The following is a 21981-nucleotide window of genomic DNA, read 5'->3' on the forward strand; positions in this document are numbered from 1 at the left end:
GTGGCCACGCGCGTATAGCTCAGCGGTAGAGCTCTGGTCTTACACACCAGCGGTCAGGGGTTCGAATCCCTTTGCGCGCACCGGTGCTGACCAGCGCTGATATGCCCCGCAGGGGCTGCTGTGGGCCAGACGTGGGCTATCCGGTCACCCCCTGACCCAAATGGACGTCGATTGACACACCCATCTTGGGCTGTCCTCCTGCGACGTACTGACCCGAGTTGACGCCCCTGGTCCGGGTAAAGTGATCCTCAACGCCACGGGCGGGACACGAACTCACAGGACATAAACCCGGCGAAGTATGACGACCGCGCACCCGGCACGGTCAGCAACTCCGAAACCGGAGGCCCCTCTATGTCCGCACCTGCCCGCACCGACATCTTCGGCCCCGACACTCCCCGATGGGTGTCGTACGACGACGCGGCATACATGCTCTGCGTCGACCCCCGCACGATCCGCCGTGCTGTCGAGCGCGGTGATGTCGCGGCTCGCAGATTCTCGACAGCAATCCGCATCGACGCCGACAGCCTCGCCCGCTACTTCGCGCCGGTGAACGCGTGACCGACACGCTGAAGCTCTGCACCAAGTGCCAGCGCACGCAGCACGTCGACAGCTTTCATCGCAACGCATCCAGGGCCGACGGTCGGCAGGCGCAATGCAAGTCCTGCAAGGCGCGGAGTGACCAACGTTGGCGTGCAGAGAACATTGACCACGACCGAGAGCGCAAGCGGACTTGGTACCAGGACAACAGGGAACATTGCACCGCGTACAACCAAGATTGGCACGCTCTCAATCGCAAGCATCGCAGCGACTACGACCGAGAGCGACGCCGAGAACGGCCCGAGCACGGCTGGCAGAAGGATTACCGACACCGATGCGGCATCTATGGCATCGCGCCGGTCATCCATCCATTCACTAAGGCCGAGTTGACAACCGTGTGGGGCAATCGGTGCGTCGAATGCGATGCGCCCGATTGGCAACTCGACCACATTATTCCCGTTGCCGCTGGTGGCGAGCATTCGATCACGAACTGCCGACCTTTGTGTGGCGAATGCAACAGGACGAAGTTGATAACGACTGATCGCCGAGCAATAGCCGACTATCGAGCGTCGCGGTAATGCCTTGCAACAAAGAAATAACCCTGGATAATCATAAGTAGGAAATAAGAACCTGTTACCTATCCCAGGGGAAACAATGCCCGACCAACTCACTCCCGAGAATGTTCGGGATTATCTCAGCGTCTCGGATATCGCCCGAATCACCGGCATGTCATGGCAAGGCGTGAAGAACATCATCGTCAGCCATGAAATACCGTATTTGACTCTTCGCAGTCGTCGGCGGTATTCCCTGTCTGCATTTCTCGAGGTTCTGGCCCGGTGATCACCCGCGACGAATGGACGTGGACGGCATTCTGTCGGGCATTCGGGGTGCGCGAAGATGACCTGATCAAAGCGATCGGATCGGGAGTATTGAAAGCACGTCGATGCGGGGCGATTATGGTCCTGGCCGATGTTAGGCAGGCTAGTGAATGGCTAAATGAATATAGAGAGAAGGAGTGACACATGGAAACGCAGAAGACCGACAAGCAGGTTCTCAGTGAAGCGCGTGCAGCAATGGGCAAAGACACGTGCCCGAATTGCGGCAAAGAGGTTGCGCGCCTGACCAATTTCGGCCTGGCACACCATAAGTGCGTGCGCTATAACATGCCTTACGAAATGGACATGTTCAATCGCGCGCTACGAAATGCGGGGCTGGCGTGGGGATATGCGCGTGATCCACACGACCCCTCGGCGTTGCGGTGGATGCGGTATGCCACCGATGCGGAGATCGAAGAACTGAACAACAAGTAAACAGAAACCCTCTCGGACCGGCGAATCCGAGAGGGTTGAGGGAAACTCACTATGCAACTCAGTATAACAGAATCGATTGCGAAACCCGAGGCTGATACCGACCTCGAGCATCCCGCGCGTCTACCGTTCGACATGGTCGACAGGCTGTTGCTCAAGAGACTTAGCAAAGGTGCGTCACTGCCGTCGTGGCAGAAGTTGGCTCTCTACTGTTGGGCGAACTGCGATCGACGCGGACACTGCCCAGTACCGACCGGCGAGCTGGGGAAGGTGATCGCCAAAGGATCGCAACCCGTTGCTGCACATGAGGTCCGGCGCGCGGTCAAGCGGGCGATCAGTGAGGGATGGATCGACCCGGTATCGTCCGATCGCTGCTTGGTCGTTCCGCACGGAATCACATATGGGGCAGGGAAATACAAATCCCGAAGCGTTTGCGAGCATCACTGATCAACCAAAGTTCACGCCAACATTTCTTTTTACCATGTCTAGCGCAGCCCGACCCGCTGGGACTGAAAGAGAAAGACCAAAAGATTGGTCGCTTCGCTCCCCCGCTCGCAAGCTCGCTGACTGTTTTACAAGAAAATGATCTTTTAAACACATGGGCATTCTTCTCCGACGGGAGCTTGCGACCAGAGGAGAAGAATGGTCGAGGGGGTCCGGGGGGGGGATCATCCCCCGCCGGGAACCACAGCGAAACGCAGGACGGCAAACCGATCCTACTATCATCGCCCCTGGTCAATGCCATGTTGTGCCAGGTCAAGACCTCTCAATGTGCACATCCGTATGGAGATATTGAGAGGAAAAATGCAAACATGCAGGTCAGAGCTAAATCGGGTGGCAAAATTTGCCCCAAACGGTGGCAAATTTTGCCCCCTGAACCGAATCGGCGAAGAACAACCAATGATCCAGATTTATTCCCCCAGAACCTCAAAACGCTCACGCGAGGCTTGCGTGGAGCCTACGCAAGGCCTGCGTAACGATTTGAACGATAGCCGAAATCGCCCTGACCAGCAGGAATGCGAAAAGGTCCGCGCGGACGGTGGCGACACAGTCACGAACCGTACGGCGATACCCCATCGAATTACCAAAGGAAACCAAATGACCCACAAACCCTCGCCCGCCGACCTTGCGCCGAAAGCGCAACCTGTCGATCCAAGTCGCGCAATCGCGGATGCGCTGGCGACAGAAATACGCCGACGAGATGATCGCATACGTGACCTCGAAATCGAGAATCGTACCCTGCGCTCCGTGCTCGGCCTCGCCTTCCGTGGAATCGTATCGAGCCGACTCGTGGGTGAGTTCCATGAGTAGTGAGGAGTTTGACCCCGACGTGGCGAATGCCAAACAGCACGCCCGCACGGTTCAGCTATTCGACCACTACGCCCTCGCTCTCGAGGAAATCACTAAAGCCCACAATGCCCTCGCGATTTACGTGCAGCAGCTCGAATCGCGAGTCACGGAACTGGAGAAGAAATGACCACGTTCGACTTCACAGGGCTCGGCGACTTTATGCCGGGTGACCGTCGATCAGTTGTCCAGCATAAGCATTATGGCGAATATGAACACCATTACCTGTCAACCGCCGACAACGATGCCCGTCACCACATCCGGGACCGGGCAGCGACCGCCCTCGAAATCTCACTACTGCGCCACCATGGCCATGACGCGCCCGAGTCGACGCGGTGTCGGATTCGATGGTCCGGCCCGATCCGGCGGATGAGCTTTTATACGACCGATGGAAGAACATGGAGCAACGATGCCTGACACCCCACAAGCGCCCACAGACGCGACAAACGACGACACCCCTACTCCGGACACCCCGGACGCTCCTGAGAGCGCCAGCGACGACATTCCTACTCGCAAACTGAGGCAGCGAGCACAAGCCGCCGAGGCCGATCGGGACGCCGCAAACGAACGCGTAAACGCACTATTGCGCGCCGAGGTCGGTCGACTTGCCGCCGACGCGCTGTCGAACCCGGGCGACATATTCGAATATGGCGGGGTCGACCCGGCCGACCTCACTGGCGATGATGGATTCATCGATCCCGGCAAAGTCGCAGATGCCGTCGATGCGCTAATCACTGCGCGTCCAGGTCTCGCAAAAGCGGAGTTGAGAAACGATAGCCCGGGACTGTTTGCACGTGCCGGACAATTCACTAAGCCACGCACACCCGAGCGGAAGAAATCGTGGTCGAACGTGCTCGATCCGCAGCGCATTCGCAACACATAAATGATAAAATGAATCAAGGGCAGTATTGCCCACCACAAACTTCGCAGCCGTTTGGTTGACTAAATCCGCTTCCGCCGAGTTTTCGGCGACGCGATCACCTATTAGTCAATGAAAGATAAATCTCATGACAGTTAACCGCAATACCGCACCTGGTGCTATCTCCGAAGCTGAGGTCAGCTCGATCCTGATCGAGCCTCTTCTGCAAGAATCGAAGTTCACGCAGATTTCGACGGTGATTTCCGGTGTCGCCGGGTCCGCTCTCCGCGTGCCGAAGGTTGTCGATGACGATGACCATGTGTTGTTTGTAGCCGAGGGCGATTCGCTCGATGTCGCATCGCCTGCAATTGTTGAATTCGTACTTCCGTGGTATAAAGTCGGCTCAGTCACACCGATCACTCGAGAGCTACTGGAAGATGCCGCGCAGGGAGAAAATGGTCTGCTCGAAACGATCGGGCGCAGCTTGTCGCGGTCGCTTGCGAATCGGATTGATAAGGTTTCGTTTGGTGGCGCGGCACCGGCCGACGGTTGGGCCGGGATTCAGCAGAGCCACGCCGACTTCCACGATGCCGGGACGACCGACCTGCAAGACGTGGACGCAATTCTCGACGGTATCGCACTCGTCCGGGAATCAGGCGGGGAACCGGCCTCGGTCGTTACCTCGCCCCACGTAGCCGCCGAGCTCGCGAAGTCGAAGCGCGGTACCGGGAGCAACGAACCACTCCTCGGCGCGAGTGCTGCTGATGCGCTGTCGAATACTGTTGCGGGGCTGCCGATCATCACGAGCAAACACGTCGCGCCCGGTGCTATCTACGTCCTCGCACCGACATTCGCGGTCTTCGGTGTTCACCGTGACGCGCAGGTCGAAACCGATTCCTCGGTCTACTTCGACAAAGATTCATATGCCTGTCGGATCACTCTCCGAGCTTCGGCGAAAGTTATTCAGCCAGAGCATGCTGCAGTGATTTCGACTGATCTCGGCTCGGTCTGACGGTGGCCGCGTACGTCGTCCCCGAGGATGTTCAGTCGCGCTATCTCGGCGGCGAGATCCCCGAGGACTGGTTGGATATTCGCGTACCCGAGGCCGAGGCACTACTCTTGACGCTAGTGCCTCGCCTCGGTGGCAACGTGACCGATCTCGATCGCACAAACATCGTCCGCGTCGTGTCCGATGCCGTGATTCGCCTCTTCGATAACCCGCGTGGCATTAATCGCGAGCAGATCGAAGAGCAGTCGTGGCAATTGGCGTCGGGTCAATCCGCCGATACTGCGGGCCGGATACATTTCACCGCCGACGATTTGCGCGTGTTCCGCAAGCCGATAAAGCGATTCGGATACCTTCACGCGGGGACAATTACCCGATGACAATTATCGAGATTCATCGCCGCGTGTCGACCGACCGGGTAAAGCATGGGCAGTCGACCGATGACTACGAACTCTCACATATACTTACCGCTGTCGTTTCGTACCGTGATTCAGATGCTGTGGACAATCCCGATCGCGTCCGAAATGGGCGTGTTGTGCATGCAAGTGCTTGGGTCGCGAATGGGTCAGATGTGACATACTCCGATCTCGTGCGACTGCCCGACAATCTGTATTACCGTATTCAGGGCAAACCCTTGATTCGGCAATCAGGATTGACCGGGACAGCGGCTAGAACTCGGGTCGATCTAATTCGATTCGAGGGTTAAGACTTCACCCGACACGGGTGATGAATTGGCGAGATTCAGCCTTCGCCGACTCCGGCAGCGGGGCACCATATAGGGTTTTTTGGGCCGTCAGACAGCCCCGATTTCCTTTCCTTATTGGTGCCCCGTTGTTGTATTCAGAAACGAACTAGGAGACAAGCAATGATTGTTACCCGTTCCGAGACCAAGACTTGGTCGAAGTCAGCCCGTGAATGGTGGGCGGTTACTACAGACACTTACGAATTGACCCCCAGTGAAATGCTGATCGCGCGTGAGGTTTGCCGAGGACTGACGCGACTCGATGCGATTAATTCGCAGCTACAAGGCGCACCGCTGACCGTTCAGAACCGGTTCGGGGAGACTGTGACCGCACCGCTTGTGACCGAGCAACGGATGTTAAGCCAGAGCGTCACCAAGCTAATTGGGACGTTACGGCTGCCGGAGGTTGCCGGGGACACTGAGAAGGTGGCCGAGCGGACCGGGACGACGCAAAGGCGCTCGCAGGTGCGGGGCAGCTACTCCTGGCGACCCGAGGTGATCTGATGGCCTCGGTGAAGGTTAGGCCGCGAACAGAGGTCGATGATGGGCCGGTGCCTGGTGAACTGCGCGGGCCGGTGCGAGTGGTGGACTGGGCACCGGAAATCTGGGCGCAACACGGTGGAGTAGAGCCGCCGGAGGACAATCGGGACTGGTGGGTCGGTTTGATGCTGGCGCGGCGGCGGCACCGTGAGGCGTACAACCGCTGGGCTGACGATCAGGGTCTATCGGGGGATGAACGTCGGCATCATTGGCAGGGTCGACGGCCGACGTGGTGAGCTATCCGCGCGCGTTCAAGTCGCAGACAATCGCAGAGTAGTGGCCGACGTCCTCGCGAGCGAACCTTAGCTCACGTTCGGCGTCGCGCATCGCCTGCGTCGCGCGGCCAAAGGACTTCAATACTGGACCCTCGTCCGGTGCCCCGTGTGCGAGCCACAACGCGTGCATCACGTGCGCCTCTTCGTAAGCCGCATCGTAGGCGGCCTCGGCATCTCGCAGCACGCGACTGGTGTCCCGCATCCGTTGTTTGCCAACATGTTTCGCCAACTGTAGGTCGGCTTCTCGATGACGCTGGGCGATGCTCGCGTCCGGTGTGGTGGATGCGCGCCATGCCACCCCGTTCGGCTGACGTTGTTCCGGTGTCGGGTTGATGCACGCGATGACGAATAGGGCGATGATGAAAACGATTGCGAAGGTCAGCATTTCAGGTTTCTCCTAGAGTTTAGGCGGGATGTCGTCATCGGCGAACAGGGCCGCGAGAACGTCGGGGATGGGTACCTCGCGCACATCCTCTGGGCCCGGTCCGTAGTAGACGCAGAGGAATCGCACATCGTCGAATGGGCAGGTGAACGTCGAGAGTTCGACGTGGTGGCCAGCTGAGTCGGTCGAGTCGATCATGGTTGCTCCTTTGTCTGCGACGGTTGGTGCGGGCCATCGTGCCACGATGTGCCGCGACCCGCAACCTTGAGAGTTGTTCCAGGACAACGTATCTGGCTATCTGTCTACTCGATAGACTAGACACCGAGGATCGCCCCGAACGCGGCCCGGTGACGGTGGACGTGCGCGGACAGCTCGACCAGGGTCAGCAGATCATCGAGGCTTTGAACCAAGTCGCCAAGTGTCGCAAGCATGTCAGGCCTCCCGGACTGCCTCGGTGGCCAGCAACAGCACACGCGCGAGTCGATTCGCAAGGGCAGCCGCGTGTTCGGGGTCAGCGGGGAAGTCGAGGCTGTCTTCTACTGCCCAGACGGCCCGCATCAAGTCGCTGCGAACCTTCCAAGGTGCGGTGTCGAGGATGCGGTACAGACCGTCGATGGACTCATCCGCGACCCGGACAAGGGCGACGGGGTCGACGGGCGATGCAGACAAGACGTCAGTGATGCGGGCGAGGGTCGACATGGTGACTCCGATCAGGTGAGGGGATGTGGCCGGGAAGTCCGACCGCGCACACCATTTCACCAAATCGACAGGGCCGCAACGTGTTAGGGCATCGTAGCAGGTCAGGGCGTTTTCAGGCCGTCTGAGACCGTCTCGGAGTCGATCCCGCGTCGTGTCGATGCTCGCCAACCCCCCTGCCCCCCAACGCATCTCACCGCGTAGCTCGTGTTCTCGCGGTGGCTGACCTCTGAACTTCTCCCATGGGCCGACCCCGATCACGGCCTGACCTGCAGATACACCCAAGGGGGTATTTAGATTTTGGTTCTGTGCGGTTCTGGGCGGTCAAGAATGTGTCGCCTCCACGCTAAACTGTCCGTTCTAATTGCATAATTGGGTGCCCGGTCCTGTAGGTTTAGACCTTGTGAACACTACTTTGCGGATCGGCCATTCTGGAGTATGGGTTAGGCGTCTTGCGCTTGCCGCGAGCATTTCTGTCGTCGTTGCGTTTGTCACAGCAATCCTGATTTGGTGCTGGTTTCGTTGGCCTAACTGGGATAGGCGCCTCAGCTGGGGAAATATACCGACTTGGGTGGGTACGATATTGACGGTAGGCGCCCTTTCTCTGACCCTGTTTTCGGTAGCGCACACATACCGAGCGCGTCGGTACGATGACCGTCGTCGGTCGGCAGACGAAGAGCGAGATAGGAGACGACAAGCGAGGCTTGTTCTCGCAGGTCCGTCGGCCGACCTAAGACATCTACAAGTCACTAACTACAGCGACGGCGTGATCGTAGCCTTCAAGTGACAGATCTTCGTGTTGAGTGGGATCCTACCTACAATCTGATGAATCCGAGTTTTGGAGTTTTTGTTACGACCCATCGGTCTCGGCTACTTATGCCCGGAAAGAGCGTGTCTGTGCCTTGCCCTGAGGGGTTCCTTCGTAAAGAGTCTCCGATAGTTGAGCGGCTGGACTCGTTCCTGACGGAGGATGTCCTCGGCAGGACCAGGCAGCCGTTCGTTACTCTGCGGTTCATTGATGCAGACGGCAACAAGTGGCAGAAGGTATGCAGTGTGCAGGGCAGTGTGGTTGATACTATTCAATCCGCCACTTGAACTACGCCGACTCCACCACGCTCAGCTTCGGTGGCGATGCGACCATGGCGCTGATTGCGTCAGCGAGTGCCCTGTCGCGAGCCTGTGTTGCGTGCTGGTAGCGCATTGCAGCGTTCGGCGTGGTGTGACCAAGCCGAGCTTGCAGTTCTGCGATGGATGCACCCGCGCGTCCCGCCATGGTGGCTCCGGTATGACGCAGGTCATGGAACTTGACTGTTGGTTGCCCGACCGCCTTTCGGGCGGGGTTCCATTTGCGATAGAACGTCGAGGCTGCGATCGGCACGCCGGGATCGGTGGCCGAGGCGAACAGCAGGGCATCGGGTCCGTCGGGAATCCGGGCAAGGTGTTGTCGCACCTCGTCGGCGATGTGTGGGGGAATCGCGACCGTGCGCACGCCCGCCCGTGTTTTTGTTGCCGATGCTTTGACGCGTTCGCCGGTCACGCGGATGGCGCCACGCTCGACCGAAATCGTCAGGTTCTTGACGTCGATGTCTCGGCGTTTGAGTGCTGCTATCTCTCCGAACCGTAGTGCGCACCATGCGCCGAGGATCACGGCGAATCGGAATCGGTCACCGACCTCGTTCGCGAGCTGTGTCACCTCGTCGGGCGTGAGGATCACGGGTGTGTGTTTCGGCGTCTTCGTACCCGCCCCGTCTAACTGGCACGGGGTGACCGAAATGTGTTCGCACCGAATTGCGTACTTCATGATCGTTTTCATGAGGCTGTACGCCGACGCGGTATCTGCGGGCCGCTTCAACTCGAGCCGACGGCGATACCACGCGGTCACGTCCTCTGGGGTAATGGTGTCCAGGGACCGACGACCGAAGGTTGGGTAGAGCGCTCGCCTGAGGAGTAGACGGTAATCGGCTGCCGTTGTCTGGCGCATCGGTCGGCTGCCCACTTCCCCATTGAGTCGCTTGGTCACCCACTCCTCGGCGAAGCCTTTGAACGTTGGCACAGCACGCGGTCGGTCGGGTCGAGCGGGCTCGGACTTGTGCGGAGGTACCCAAGTGTCGGTGTCGATGGCGTATCGGACCGATGCCAGATACCCGCGTGCCAGGTCCTCGCTGGCGAACGGTTCGGGCGCGGTCCATCGCTTCCCGGCGTGCCGATACCGGGCTCGCCACTGCCCCGATTTCAGCTGCTCGGTAGTGCCGAAGGTGCCCGCCGTGCGTGCCATGTGTGGACCCTCTCCCCGGTGTGCTGTGCGTCAGGGGAAGAGTCCCCTTTGCGCGTCGGTTCGCGGGCTATCCGTGGGCTAAACGGCGACAATTCGTGTCAATCCGCGACACCCACGGTCGGCACCCGCTTTCACCATCCTAGCAGCTCAGAGCGTCAATTCCGCAGGTCACGCGGTGTTGAAGATCGAGTCAGATTCTAATTTTCGAATCCCTTTGCGCGCACCCGTAGGATCAGGGCAGGTCGTGACTGGCGCTGGGGTGGAGTACCACCGGGGAGCGGCCTCCGGAGTGTGTGTCGTGCGCCTGGGCATTGACGAGGCTCAGGAGTGTTCATGTCGAAGGCACAGCTGTTGTCAGGTGTCGATCTGGCAGCAACCATCAATGCCGATACCGCGTCACGGGCGGCTCGCGTGACGGACGTGTCCGGACTGCCGCCCACGCTGGCTACTGTGCTGGTCGGCGACGATCCCGCGTCAGTGACGTATGTGTCGATGAAGCAGCGACGATGTCAGCAATTCGGGCTGGGCGCAGTGCACGTGGGATTGCCGGCCTCGATTGGCACCGCAGAAATCGTCGAGCGCGTCGAGGAACTGTCGAACAACACTGGTGTCGACGGCATCCTGGTGCAGCATCCCATGGGCGAGTATGTCGATGAGCGCGCGGTGTTCGATGCGATTACCGCGACCAAGGACGTCGACGGGGTGAGCTCGACATCGTTTGCGGCGATGGCGTTGGGCCAACCTGGTTTTCAGTCGTGCACTCCAGGTGGGGTGGTGCGCCTGCTCGAGCATCACGGGGTGGTGGTCGCCGGTGCCGACGTGGTCGTCGTCGGGCGCAGCGCCATCCTCGGAAAACCGTTGGCTGCGTTGTTGTCCGGGCGCGATGCCACGGTGACGTTGTGTCACTCCCGCACCCGCAACCTGGCCGCTCACCTGTCCCGGGCCGACATCGTGATCGCTGCTGTGGGCCGGCCCCGGTTCATCAACGGCACACATCTCAAGGACGGAGCGGTCGTGGTCGACGCGGGCTATCACCCCGGCGGGGTTGGTGATGTCGACTTCGCGTCCGCCGCGCGGGTAGCGGCAGCGATCACTCCGGTCCCCGGTGGGGTCGGCCCGATGACCATCGCGATGCTGCTCTCACAGACTGATGACGCCGCCGAAACCAGGGTGCAGCAGGCCGGCCCTGCGACAGGCTAGTCCACCACCTTGAGAATCCGGCTCGACCACGCGCGGCCGAGGTCAGCGGACCCGCCAGCCAGCGGTCGACCTCGGATTGGGATCGCAGTCGGACGATAGGTGTGGTGCCGGTGTCGAAAGCTCCTGGCGAGAGCAGGAGTGCCCGGTACTTATGTCTCGTCGATACCGACCAACGAATGACGTTCTCGCGGTGAGTGAACAGAGTGCGCAATGGTGGCTCAACGTTTCCGTTCCACAGAACCTCACGCCGTAGACGTCGACACAAAGTCCTGCGGACCACACGTGGGAACGTGGTGCACCAGAATGGCAGGTCCAGCCATACCAGCAGGTCAGCGCGCTCAGCAATCAGCGCTCGGGCGTCGTTGTACTGCCACTCGATGGTCCAGGTGTCCGTTGCGACAAGTGCTCTGACATCTTCGATGAATGACGGTCTCGGCTCCCATTCCGGCCCGTGATACAAAGCGTCGATCTCGATGTGTTCCGCGCCGATGAGATGCGCAATCTGTTGGGCTAGTGTGGTTTTCCCGGACCCTGACACCCCTGCAACTGCCACCCTCCGCGGATCAACCGGTAGCCGATCGTCAGCACACAGCACGGTGAACAAGATTACCCGCCCCAACACCCCGGTTCGACCGTTGTCGCGCGGATCGTCTCTCAGGTCGCTTTAATCGTTTTCATGCCTTCTGCAAATGTTCGTACCCGTCGGTCACGCGCCGGCCGGGTCGCGATCGCCGTCCTGACCGTCATCATCGGCCTCACGACCGCCTGTTCGGTCAGCGGCACACCCGTCGCGGCAGGCCCCGCGATCGACGGCTTCGTCACCGGCGTGACCGCGATCAACGACTCGGGCGGGTCGTCGTCGACGGTGTCGGGGACGCTCGGCGCAGGACGGTCGGCAGGACCGACGCTGCGGTTGCCCGACAACGTCACAGCGATCAACGGCGGTAGCGTCCTCCAGAACACCACTTCGTCGACGCCCATTACCTCCATGCGAATAGCGTTGGAGGCCAAGCACAATGGCAAGGCGACCGGCAAACCCGCGCCCGGATACACCGAACTGAAGCTGGGATCGGCGACGGCAACCGCCTCGGTGGTGATGACGTTGGCGCAACAACTTCCGTCGGAGGATTTCGCCTTCTACTTCGCAGGTGTCGACGCATCGGGCGTGCAGGGTCCGATGGTGCGTCAGGAGGTCAAGGCGCTCAAGGTCGGAACCGGCGCGGTACAGGTCAGTACGTCGTGGACCGTCGACAGCGACCTCGATCTGATCCTGGTCGAGCCGTCGGGCGACAAGATCTATTTCAACAACAAGACGTCCTCGTCGGGCGGCACGCTGGATCTCGACTCCAACGCCGACTGCGACATCGACGGCAAAAACAACGAGAACATCACCTACCCGCAGGCACCCTCCGGCACCTACACCGTGTACGTGAATCTGTATTCGTCGTGTGGAACGCCGGCAACCGATTACGTCGTGACGGTGAGTGTGGGCGGTCAACAACCACGCACCTTCACCGGGACTTTCACCGGTCCCGGGTTGCGTACCGCCGACACCTCCGAGATCCGTGAGGTGACCACCTTCCAGGTGGGCTGAAGTTCACGCGGGACCACCTGCCCGAGATCACCAAACCGTCCGCTGAGATGGGCCGTCGGCGCCCGTCATCGACAATCGTCGACGCCGTTCCTCTCCCGCCTGAACGACTACGGCACCGGTCGCGACGAGGTGTTGGGTATCGTCATCCCGGAATCGCTGGTGGCGTATCAGTGGCTGGCCGAGGGGGAAGTGTGTGAACGCGGGCAATTCGGGGATGGTCGCCGGGTATCACCTGATCGGTCCCATCCGTACCGATGCACTCGGGCAGGTTTTCATCGCAGACCGTCCCGGCCCCACCGGACGCGTGTTGATGCGGCTGTTGGCCGTCGACCCGAATGCCCCCGGCTTCCGGTCCCGCTTCGCCGCGCAGGCGCAGGCGGTGCAGGGACTGGTCCATCCCGGCCTCGGTGGACTCCTGCAGTACGGCGAGGAGTCCGGCCGCACCTGGTTCACCAGCCGCTTCGTCGACGGCCACCTGCTGACCACCGACCGGCGCGCCGACGCCGAGGCCCTGGGTATCGCCGGGCAGGTCGCCGATGTCCTCGATCACGCCCATCGCCGCGGGATCGTGCACGGCGACCTCGGGCCGGGCGAGATCCTGCTCCCCGGTGCCGCCGGGCCGGGTACGACAGGTGGGTCGGTCGTCGTCCTCGACGTCGGCACGCTGGCACTTGCCGGCCGCCCGATCCTGAACCCCCTGTCGGGGTCACCGGAGTACACCGCGCCCGAGGTCATCGCGGGTCAGCCCGCCGGTCCCGCGTCAGACCAATACTCGCTGGCCTGCCTGCTGTACCAGATACTCACCGGCACAACACCTTTCGCCGCTTCGTCGCCAACCGAGGTCGTGAGCGGCCACCTGCACCGCCAAGCACCGCCGATCAGCGCGACGCGTCCCGACCTCACCGCACTCGACGTGGCGTTCGGCCACGCGCTCGACAAGGACCCCGCCCGGCGCTACCCGGACTGCCGGGCCTTCGTCGGAACGGTCGCCACCCTCGCGTCGCGGGCCGCCGCGCAGCACCAGCCCTCCGCACCCGAAACACCGCCGACGTCGTTCCGCGAGCGCGCCCACTCCCCTGCACCGGCACCGTCTGCACCGGTGGTCACAGCGGCACCGGCTGCACCCCCGTGTCCGCGCCGGAGCAGCCGACACAAGCGCCCGTCCAACAACTCCCCGTCCCCGAACGTGCTGCACGCCACGCAACCGTTCACCCCCCGTCCGTTCCGCCCACACCCGACGTCGCTGCACCCGACGTCGCTGCGCCTGACGTCGCTGCGGCTGACGTCGACCCCACCTCCGGCCCGGTGACCCCGGCGCCTGCACCGCCGACGGTCGTGCCCCTCGATACCGGTTCTACGCCCGGCGGCTCATCGACGCCGCCGGCGTTACCCGCCACCGGGCCATCCCAGGGCGACCTCTCCCCGGGCATTCCCATGCCGAATCCCTCTGTCGGCCAAACCATTCCATCCGGCATGGGAGTGGCAGCAGACCCACCGCCACCGCATTCCCCCGACGACCGGCTCGCACCGCCGCCGACCGGATCGGCGACTCCCGGTTCGCCGGACACGCTGCCACCGATGGACCTTCCGGCGGACCCGTCTGCTTCGGGTCGCGGCACGCGCGTCCGTCGCCGCGTGCTCGCCTCCGCGCTGGCGCTCGCCGCCGCAGCCGTGATCGCGGTCGTCGCCGTGGCGGCCACGTGGTTCGTCGTCGGCCGTGGACCGACGCTAACCCAGGTCACTGCCACGCCTCTGTCCAACGCCCACAACACCTCGTGCGCAATCCGCAACGGCCAGGCCTACTGTTGGGGCTCCAACTCCGACGGCGCTCTCGGCAATGGCACCGCGGTCGACTCCACCACTCCGGTACAGGTCGGCACCTTGTCCAAGGTGACGAGCATCTCGGTCGGGTGGACCTCGGCGTGCGCGATCGCCGACGGAACCCTGTATTGCTGGGGGAACAATGCCGCCGGTCAACTCGGCGACGGCACCACCGACAATCGCCTGACCCCCACCAAGGTGGCCGCACTACATCACGTGACGTCGGTCTCGGTCGGGTCGGACGTGACACTGTCGGGCGACAACGTCTCCTCGGACTCCACCACCTGCGCGGTCGCCGACGGCGGTGCGTACTGCTGGGGCGCCAACACCTACGGCCAGCTCGGCGACGGCACCACCGACAACCGCACCACCCCGACCCGGGTCCAGGGTGTCGACGGGGCCATTTCGCTGACCACGGACTCCGGCCAGACGTGTGCACTGACCGACGGCGGGGCCGTGTACTGCTGGGGATCGAACAGTCGTGGCCAACTCGGCGACGGCACCACCAATGATCGCCACACCCCGACCCGGATAGGCGGACTGTCCGACATCACCGACGTCGCGACGTCGGTCGGGACGACCTGCGCCGTCGGCGACGGAAACCTGTACTGCTGGGGTAACGACACCTTCGGCCAGACCGGCGGTGGCGACCGCCTGACGTCGCGGACCCCGACACAGGTCCCGGGCCTCACCGACGTCACGTCCGTCTCGCTGGGAACCCAGACGACGTGTGCGGTCGCCGGCGGAGCCGCCTATTGCTGGGGAAACAACAGCTCGAACGGGGCCGGATACGATCCCCGCGGGTACTTCAGCACCCCGATGAAGATCTCCGGACTGAACGGCACGGTCACCGCCGTCACCACCGACTCCGTCGCGTCGTGCGCCCAGGTGAGCGACAAGGTCTATTGCTGGGGCGACAACAGTCGCGGCGATCTGGGAATCGGCTCCACCGATCCGGTCAGTGCGCCCGTCGAGGTCGCGTTTTGAGCGCGCGTCGGGTTCTGATCACACAGACCGGTCGCACAGAGAGGAGCACCCAGTAGTGGCACAGCTCGAAGAAGGCAGCAGTTTCGCCGGCTATCAGGTTCTCGCCAAGTTGGGCGCCGGCGGGATGGGCCAGGTCTATCTGGTCGAGCATCCCCACCTGTTGCGTCGCGAGGCGCTCAAGGTGATCTCGGTCAACGCCGCCGACAACGCCGAGTTCCAGCAACGCTTCACCAACGAGGCTCGGACCGTCGCGTCACTGAATCACCCGGGGATCGTTGCGATCCACCACTACGGCGTCGAAGGTGATTCGCCGTGGTTCACCATGACCTACCTCGACGGCAGGGACCTGACCGCAGGTGGACTCTCGGATGCTGAGATCGGCCTCGTCGCCCTCCGTGCAGGTGAGGCGCTGGACTACGCGCATCGCCATCAGGTGATCCACCGCGACATCAAACCGGCCAACATCATCGTCACGCGCGAGCCGGACGGATCGATCGAGCAGGTCGTCTTGCTGGACTTCGGTATCGCCAAACTCGCGGATTCGACGTCGATGACCGCCACCCACGCATTCATCGGGACGCTGGCCTACGCCGCACCAGAAGTCATCGACGGTGTCCCCGCGGGCCCGTTCAGTGACCAGTACGCGCTGGCGTGCAGCATGTACGAACTACTCAGCGGCGCTGCACCTTTCGAGGCCCCGACGCCCTCAGCGATGATGGCCGCACTGTTGTCCAAACCAGCACCGCCACTGAGTGCACGCCGACCCGACCTGGCGGCGCTGGATCCGGTGTTCGCCCGTGCGCTCGCCAAGGACCCCGCGCAGCGCTACCCCGACTGCCAGTCGTTCGCACGCGACCTGGCTGCGGTGCTGATGACCTCTACGGGCGGCCCGGCATCGGCGATCAGTCCTTTGGCGACGACGGACCCCCGCGGCGGGGGCCACCTGCCGCCCGACGCCGATGCACCGACCGTCGAATCGCGTCAACGCACCACCCGCCGTCGTCGCAACCTGCTGCTGGCCCTCGCAGCGGCGTTCGCCGTCGCGGTGATCGCGGTGGCGAGCACCGCATGGGCGGTCGGACGCTCCGACCCGGTACCGCCGGCCGCCGCGCCACTCGCCTTGCGCGCGGTGAGCATGAACTCGTCGGACACCTGCGCCGTCCACAACAGGCTGGCCTATTGCTGGGGCGAGAACGACAACGGTCAGATCGGCGACGGCACCACCACCGACCGCAGTTCACCGACGAGGGTCAGCGGTCTGACCGATGTCTCGGCCATTACGGTCGGCGGCGCCGCCACCTGCGCGGTGGCCTCGGGTAAGGCCTACTGCTGGGGCTCGATCAGCAAGGTTCTCCTGCCCAAGGAGGTCCCGGGGCTGACCAAGGTCACCGACATCGTCAGCAGCGCATTCACCACCTGCGCCATCGCCGACAGCTTCTTGTACTGCTGGGGTCTCAACGACAAAGGGCAGGTCGGGGACGGTACGACGACCACCCGCACCGCGCCGACCAAGGTGGAATCGTTGTCCTCGGTCACATCGGTGTCGGTTTCGGCGGGCTCCACGTGCGCCATTGCCGACTCCGTCGGCTACTGCTGGGGCCACAACGCCAGTGGAGAACTCGGCGACGGGACCACCCAGGACCGATTGACCCCGACCCAGATCAAGAATTTCCGCTTCGCCTCCACGCTGACCGTCGGCGACAACTGGGACGACGGCACCACCTGCGCGCGCCGGGCCGACAAGGTCGGGTACTGCTGGGGCAACAACAGCTCCGGCCAGATCGGTGACCGCACCACGGCGAATCGCCCTCTGCCGACGAAGGTGCTCTCCGACGTCGACTCGATCACCTCCAACGGGGGCGCCACCTGCGCGGTCACCAGCTCGCGCACCCTCATGTGCTGGGGGGATCAACGCAACAACTACTCCAATCAGCTGACACCGGCGCTCGTTCACGGGATCGCCGGTGTGACCTCGGTGGCCGTGTGGGACAACAACACGTGCGCGATCTCCGATGACCAGCTGTTTTGTTGGGGATTCAACAGTGAGGGACAACTCGGTGACGGCACCACCCAGTCTCGACCGACACCGACCTTGGTGAAGTTCCCCACCTGACCGGTCGCCGGCGTTGCCCGGCCGTGATCGAATTGCGCCACGACTCGAATTGCTACAGAAGTGGCTGATGTAGTTCAGTGTGACTATTGTGATTCGACTTTCTCGTGGTACTCGGACCCGCCGCACCGCCACCGCCGTCCTGGGTGCGACGGCTGCACTCACACTGATCGGTGCCGCGGCGGGCACCGCCGCGGCCGATCCCCTCGACGACGTCGCCGGCGCACTGAGTCAGCAAATGGCGACCGGCTCCGCAGAGCTCGGCCTGCCACAGCTGCTGCCGATGATCCCCGGACTCGGCGATCTGCTGCGCTCGGGTGGCGCACCGGGCACCACACGCTGCGCTTCGGTCGTCCAGATCGGTGATTCGACCTCGGTCGGTGTGGACTCCCCGACCAAGGTTCCCAGCCCGGCAGACACCCTGTCCGCGCAGTACAAGCGAGTCGGCGTCGGCACCGTCGATCTCGACGCCGATGGCGGCCGATCCATCGTCGGCGCGGTCGACGGCCGGCCGAGTGCGGCCGAGGCTGTCGCCACACATCTGGCCAGGGGCGAGAGGGGTTGCTGGGTGATCGCGATGGGCCTCGAGGACGCGGCCGACATCGCCAAGGGCTCGACCGTGGCCGCCGACGAGCGCATCGATCGGATCATGAACCAGTTGCGGGGCCAGCCGGTGCTGTGGCCGACGGTCACCACCTCGGATGCGACAGTGCGCGGATACACCGCCGCGGCGATGGCCGGATTCAACAACGCGCTGCGACGCGCCGTGGTGCGCTACCCGAATCTCGCCGTCTACGACTGGGCCGCGGTGGCCGCCGGGCAACCCGACTGGTTCGTCGATGGAATCCACTACACCGCCGCCGGAACCGCGGCACGCAACACGCGTTTCGCCGACGCACTGGCCACGGCCTTCCCTCCCGGCACCGGTGTCACACCGGCAACGAAGTGGGTGTCGAACTGACCTGGAAGTAGTTGCAATCGCAACGAATTCTTTTGGGCCACAATCCATATTCGCGAATCGGTCATCGTTCCCCCAACCGGAGGACACTGCGGTCGGTCGTGCGCAGAAACGTCTCGCCACCCCGCTACACTGAGCGGCTGATGCTCCCCTGCGAGCACCTCGACATCGCTGTCATGCCACCACCGCACCCGAACGAAACGCTCACCTGCCTGTATGCCACGCCCCATCCACATAGGGTCAGCCCACCTGCCCGCCCTCGACGACGTGCGCGCACATGGCGTCGGTCTTGTCGTCACCGATCCCTGGTCTCGTAGCCACATCGACCGAGCCACGACGAGGGTGATATCGATCGTCACGGAGGTAGACACGTCACCGACGACAGCATCGAGAGAAGGGAGGGCGAACGCATGAAGGCACGTCTGCGCACATGGCGCGCGCGTCGGCACATCCCATCGATGACCCATCACCACGGCTCGGGGCACACGACGTCGACCCTGCTCGGTGCGCCGCCCCCCACGAGCCTGGCGATCGCCGGCCCGATGGCGAGCCTGAGCCCGATCGGAGTCCTCCACGAGCCCGGAACAGAGCCGGTGTACGCGCTTCCGGCGCCACCACGAGGACCCGAGCCGTACATCGAAGGCTCCGATGCGGAGACCGTGGAACTCAGGGCGATCAGCGACGCCGACACCGTCGAGCTCCGACGCCTGTCCGACGAGGTCACCGCCGAACTCCCGATCGCCCTCGGCACCGAGACGACCTCGGACGACACCGACACAGACACCGATACAGATACAGCCGAGGAGGAGGCGGCCAACACCCCGTCGGATGACGAGGAAGCGGCCGAGACCGACGGTCCCGAGGCGGACGACACCGACTCTGACAGCACCGACTCTGACAGCACCGACTCGGCCGCCACCGACTCGGTCGGTGTCGAGGAAGAAGAACTCGTCGACGGAAAACGCGCCGACACCGATAACCCCGACACCGATGAGGTCGGCGAGAAGACCGAGACCGACGCCGACGTCGAGGCCGGCGAGACATCGGTGGTCGAGGATGCTCCCGACGCCGAAGCGTCACACGAGGACGAGGACGCGGAGGCCACCGCCGACGAGGCAGCGGAGGACTCCGACTACGCCGACGACGCTGACGAGCCCGCCGACGACGACACTTCCGCGCAGGAAAGCGCCGAGACCCCGTCCGACGACACGGTCGAGACACCGGTCGATGCGGCCCAGGCCGCGACGGTCACGGCGATCCCGAACATGCGGGACCGGCGCACCGCCCAGAAGAGCGCCGAGCCAGACGCTGGCACAGACACAGACGAGAAGTCGTCGGCGCCCACCGTCCGTATCCCCAAACCGGTCTGGACGCTGTCCACGAAGCTCCTCTCACCGACCACTCCCACGACCTCGGAGCCGGCAGCTGATCCGGAATCGGCTGTCTCACCGGCCGGCGCAGCCACTCTGGCGCCGGGTCGCATCCGGCGCAGCCGTGCGCTCGACGGCGTTCGCGGTATCGCAGTGCTCGCCGTCGTGCTCTATCACTTCTTCGGCGACGCGGTTCGCGGCGGCTACCTCGGCGTCGACGTCTTCTTCGTCCTGTCGGGCTTCCTGATCACCTCGCTACTCGTTCGCGAATACGGAGCCAGCAAGCGAATTTCGTTGTCGCAGTTCTGGACCCGACGCGCCCGTCGCATTCTTCCGGCCGCGCTGACGGTCCTGGTCGTGGCCACCGCCGTCGCCGGACTCATCCGCGGCGACGTCGGAGTGCAGCTCAAGAGCCAATTCCTCGGGTCGGCGTTCTTCGTCAACAACTGGGTGCAGATCGCGCAGTCGCACAGTTACTTCGCCGAGACGACACCCCAGATCTTCATGCACTACTGGTCGTTGGCGATCGAGGAACAGTTCTATGTGGTGTGGCCACTGCTGTTCCTCGGTGTGCTGTGGTTGGCACGCCGAACCTCGACGCGTACGCAACTGCGGATCACTGCCGCGGTGACGATCGCACTCGGCGCGGCGTCGGTGGCCGCGATGATCGCGATCTACAACCCGGACACCGACCCGAGCCGGGTCTACTTCGGCAGCGACACCCATTCCTTCGGCCTGCTGATCGGCGCCGCACTGGCACTGCTGTGCACCGCCCCGGCCGCCGATGCCGCCGATTCGTGGCCACGTCGGGTCTCGCCGCGCACCGCCGAGATCCTGGGCAAGACCGTCGCACCGGTCGTCTTCGTCGGGCTTCTGGCCCTCATGTTCACGTTGCCCGATACCTCACCACTCACCTACCAGGGCGGGCTCCTGCTGGCTTCGGTACTGACCGCGGGCGTGATCCACACCGCGGTCGGCGAGACCGGGCCGGTCCCGGTGATCCTGCGCGTAAAGGCCCTGCGATACCTCGGCGAGCGATCGTTCAGCCTGTACCTGTGGCATTGGCCGGTCGTGGTCTTCCTGCGCGCCTGGTTCCAGGAGGGCAAGGGCACGGCGTCATTCACCCTTCCCGGCTGGCTGATCGGCATTCTCGCCGCGGTGATCACCCTCGGCCTGTCCGAACTGTCCTACCGCTACATCGAGACACCGTTCCGCCGTAAGGGTTTCCGCGGCGTGCTGCGCGACCTCGGGAATTCGGCACGTCTACCGATCCCGGCCGCGGTGTTCGCCGCCGGCCTGGTCGTGATCCTGTTCGCCGGTTCCGCGCTGGGTACCAGCCCGTCGAAGTCGCAGTTGGAACTGCAGCTCGACCACCTCGCCGAGCTGCAGCGCCAGGCCAATGCGAGCCCGCCTCCGGCTCCCCCACGTCCGGCCGCGCCGAGTGCACCACGGCTACCGACCGGCCAGGAGATCACCGGCATCGGCGACTCGGTCATGCTCGCCTCGTCGCAGGCGCTGCGTGCGCGGTTCCCTGGCATCTACATCGATGCGCAGGTCTCGCGCCACTACAGCGGCGGCGAAGGCGTCATCGAGGATCTCCGCGCATCCGGCGCACTCCGCAAGTACGTGGTGCTGGGATTCGGCACCAACGGGCAGGCGTTCCCCGGACAGCTCGATCGCATCCTCTCCGAGATCGGCCCGGGTCACCTGATCGTCTTGCTGGTCCCGTTTGGTCCGGTCGACGGCATCCCGTTGGCAGCACAACAGGTTCTGCAGTACGCACCACGACACCGCAACGTCTTCTTGGCGCCGTGGTGTCAGGCCGCGGCCGCCCATCCGGAGAACCTCGGTCCCGACGACGTCCACCCGATGGGACCGGGCACCTGGATGTATGCCGATGCGGTGACCGTGGGCCTGCAGCAAGCCGTCACCGGTAAGCGTGATCCCAACATCACCTGCCCGATCTGAGGACCGT

At 63.3% G+C, this 21981-nt stretch carries 23 protein-coding genes, 1 tRNA gene and 1 riboswitch; of the genes, 18 read left to right on the forward strand and 6 right to left on the reverse strand.

The window, feature by feature from the left end; genetic code table 11:
- Positions 1-8: 8 nt before the first annotated feature.
- Both AC5ZH6_RS15605 and AC5ZH6_RS15610 read left to right on the forward strand, forming a co-directional pair.
- Positions 9-80 (forward strand) — tRNA-Val (locus AC5ZH6_RS15605).
- A gap of 271 nt (positions 81-351) precedes the next feature.
- Positions 352-558 (forward strand): helix-turn-helix domain-containing protein, encoded by a 207-nt coding sequence (locus tag AC5ZH6_RS15610; RefSeq protein WP_496167444.1) that lies wholly within the window; start codon positions 352-354, stop codon positions 556-558.
- Here AC5ZH6_RS15610 and AC5ZH6_RS15615 read toward each other — a convergent pair.
- Positions 534-1016, reverse strand: a complete 483-nt coding sequence (locus AC5ZH6_RS15615; RefSeq protein WP_496169292.1) for a hypothetical protein — start codon at positions 1014-1016, stop codon at positions 534-536. The genes AC5ZH6_RS15610 and AC5ZH6_RS15615 overlap by 25 nt on opposite strands.
- On the opposite strand from AC5ZH6_RS15615, the gene AC5ZH6_RS15620 reads away from it, so the two are divergent.
- The 3 genes from AC5ZH6_RS15620 (at position 933) to AC5ZH6_RS15630 (ending at position 1847) form a co-directional block, all read left to right on the forward strand.
- Positions 933-1115: an HNH endonuclease gene (locus AC5ZH6_RS15620; RefSeq protein WP_496169230.1), complete on the forward strand. Its 183-nt coding sequence runs from the start codon at positions 933-935 to the stop codon at positions 1113-1115. The two genes, AC5ZH6_RS15615 and AC5ZH6_RS15620, sit on opposite strands and share 84 nt — an antisense overlap.
- Positions 1116-1191: 76 nt before the next feature.
- A complete protein-coding gene (locus AC5ZH6_RS15625; protein WP_496167445.1) occupies positions 1192-1377 on the forward strand; it encodes a helix-turn-helix domain-containing protein in 186 nt (61 codons plus the stop codon).
- 182 nt (positions 1378-1559) lie between these two features.
- On the forward strand, positions 1560-1847 hold the full coding sequence (locus AC5ZH6_RS15630) for a hypothetical protein (RefSeq protein ID WP_496167447.1): 288 nt from the start codon (positions 1560-1562) through the stop codon (positions 1845-1847).
- A gap of 933 nt (positions 1848-2780) precedes the next feature.
- Here AC5ZH6_RS15630 and AC5ZH6_RS15635 read toward each other — a convergent pair.
- Complete coding sequence (locus tag AC5ZH6_RS15635; RefSeq protein ID WP_496167448.1) at positions 2781-3149, reverse strand: hypothetical protein; 369 nt, start codon at positions 3147-3149, stop codon at positions 2781-2783.
- Between AC5ZH6_RS15635 and AC5ZH6_RS15640 the strand changes: the two genes are divergently transcribed.
- The 6 genes from AC5ZH6_RS15640 to AC5ZH6_RS15665 all read left to right on the forward strand — a co-directional run bounded on the left by AC5ZH6_RS15640 (position 3148) and on the right by AC5ZH6_RS15665 (position 6302).
- Complete coding sequence (locus AC5ZH6_RS15640; protein ID WP_496167449.1) at positions 3148-3321, forward strand: hypothetical protein; 174 nt, start codon at positions 3148-3150, stop codon at positions 3319-3321. The genes AC5ZH6_RS15635 and AC5ZH6_RS15640 overlap by 2 nt on opposite strands.
- Positions 3318-3608, forward strand: coding sequence for a hypothetical protein (locus AC5ZH6_RS15645; RefSeq protein WP_496167451.1), 291 nt, complete (start codon positions 3318-3320; stop codon positions 3606-3608). The genes AC5ZH6_RS15640 and AC5ZH6_RS15645 overlap by 4 nt, the downstream gene beginning before the upstream one ends.
- Positions 3601-4074 carry a hypothetical protein gene (locus AC5ZH6_RS15650; protein ID WP_496167452.1) on the forward strand — a complete coding sequence of 158 codons (474 nt, stop codon included), beginning with the start codon at positions 3601-3603 and terminating at the stop codon, positions 4072-4074. The genes AC5ZH6_RS15645 and AC5ZH6_RS15650 overlap by 8 nt, the downstream gene beginning before the upstream one ends.
- A gap of 124 nt (positions 4075-4198) precedes the next feature.
- Complete coding sequence (locus AC5ZH6_RS15655) at positions 4199-5062, forward strand: phage major capsid protein (protein ID WP_496167454.1); 864 nt, start codon at positions 4199-4201, stop codon at positions 5060-5062.
- 2 nt (positions 5063-5064) lie between these two features.
- Positions 5065-5436, forward strand: a complete 372-nt coding sequence (locus AC5ZH6_RS15660; protein ID WP_496167456.1) for a hypothetical protein — start codon at positions 5065-5067, stop codon at positions 5434-5436.
- Between the two features lie 566 nt (positions 5437-6002).
- Entirely contained in the window at positions 6003-6302 is a 300-nt protein-coding gene (locus AC5ZH6_RS15665; RefSeq protein ID WP_496167458.1) for a hypothetical protein, read from the forward strand.
- A 273-nt stretch (positions 6303-6575) separates the two neighbouring features.
- On the opposite strand, the gene AC5ZH6_RS15670 is transcribed toward AC5ZH6_RS15665, so the two are convergent.
- The 4 genes from AC5ZH6_RS15670 to AC5ZH6_RS15685 all read right to left on the reverse strand — a co-directional run bounded on the left by AC5ZH6_RS15670 (position 6576) and on the right by AC5ZH6_RS15685 (position 9966).
- Positions 6576-6998, reverse strand: coding sequence for a hypothetical protein (locus AC5ZH6_RS15670; protein ID WP_496167460.1), 423 nt, complete (start codon positions 6996-6998; stop codon positions 6576-6578).
- Between the two features lie 12 nt (positions 6999-7010).
- Positions 7011-7193: a hypothetical protein gene (locus AC5ZH6_RS15675; protein WP_496167462.1), complete on the reverse strand. Its 183-nt coding sequence runs from the start codon at positions 7191-7193 to the stop codon at positions 7011-7013.
- Between the two features lie 234 nt (positions 7194-7427).
- Positions 7428-7694 (reverse strand): hypothetical protein, encoded by a 267-nt coding sequence (locus AC5ZH6_RS15680; protein ID WP_496167463.1) that lies wholly within the window; start codon positions 7692-7694, stop codon positions 7428-7430.
- Positions 7695-8787: 1093 nt separating this feature from the next.
- Positions 8788-9966 carry a tyrosine-type recombinase/integrase gene (locus AC5ZH6_RS15685; protein WP_496167465.1) on the reverse strand — a complete coding sequence of 393 codons (1179 nt, stop codon included), beginning with the start codon at positions 9964-9966 and terminating at the stop codon, positions 8788-8790.
- A gap of 234 nt (positions 9967-10200) precedes the next feature.
- Positions 10201-10283, forward strand: a riboswitch (ZMP/ZTP riboswitch).
- 10 nt (positions 10284-10293) lie between these two features.
- On the opposite strand from AC5ZH6_RS15685, the gene AC5ZH6_RS15690 reads away from it, so the two are divergent.
- From AC5ZH6_RS15690 to AC5ZH6_RS15720, 7 genes are all read left to right on the forward strand, one after another.
- Complete coding sequence (locus AC5ZH6_RS15690; protein ID WP_370530136.1) at positions 10294-11166, forward strand: bifunctional 5,10-methylenetetrahydrofolate dehydrogenase/5,10-methenyltetrahydrofolate cyclohydrolase; 873 nt, start codon at positions 10294-10296, stop codon at positions 11164-11166.
- A 676-nt stretch (positions 11167-11842) separates the two neighbouring features.
- Positions 11843-12760, forward strand: coding sequence for a YfaP family protein (locus AC5ZH6_RS15695; protein ID WP_211544533.1), 918 nt, complete (start codon positions 11843-11845; stop codon positions 12758-12760).
- Positions 12761-12953: 193 nt separating this feature from the next.
- A complete protein-coding gene (locus tag AC5ZH6_RS15700) occupies positions 12954-14069 on the forward strand; it encodes a serine/threonine-protein kinase (RefSeq protein ID WP_265076596.1) in 1116 nt (371 codons plus the stop codon).
- A gap of 164 nt (positions 14070-14233) precedes the next feature.
- A complete protein-coding gene (locus AC5ZH6_RS15705; protein ID WP_265076597.1) occupies positions 14234-15568 on the forward strand; it encodes an RCC1 domain-containing protein in 1335 nt (444 codons plus the stop codon).
- A gap of 55 nt (positions 15569-15623) precedes the next feature.
- Entirely contained in the window at positions 15624-17681 is a 2058-nt protein-coding gene (locus AC5ZH6_RS15710; protein ID WP_496167467.1) for a protein kinase domain-containing protein, read from the forward strand.
- A gap of 88 nt (positions 17682-17769) precedes the next feature.
- The gene (locus AC5ZH6_RS15715) at positions 17770-18639 is read left to right on the forward strand and encodes an SGNH/GDSL hydrolase family protein (protein WP_496169232.1); all 870 of its coding nucleotides are present in this window, start codon (positions 17770-17772) and stop codon (positions 18637-18639) included.
- Between the two features lie 407 nt (positions 18640-19046).
- The gene (locus tag AC5ZH6_RS15720; RefSeq protein ID WP_496167469.1) at positions 19047-21974 is read left to right on the forward strand and encodes an acyltransferase family protein; all 2928 of its coding nucleotides are present in this window, start codon (positions 19047-19049) and stop codon (positions 21972-21974) included.
- Positions 21975-21981: the final 7 nt, after the last annotated feature.

Source organism: Gordonia sp. YC-XJ4 (genome assembly GCF_059511865.1).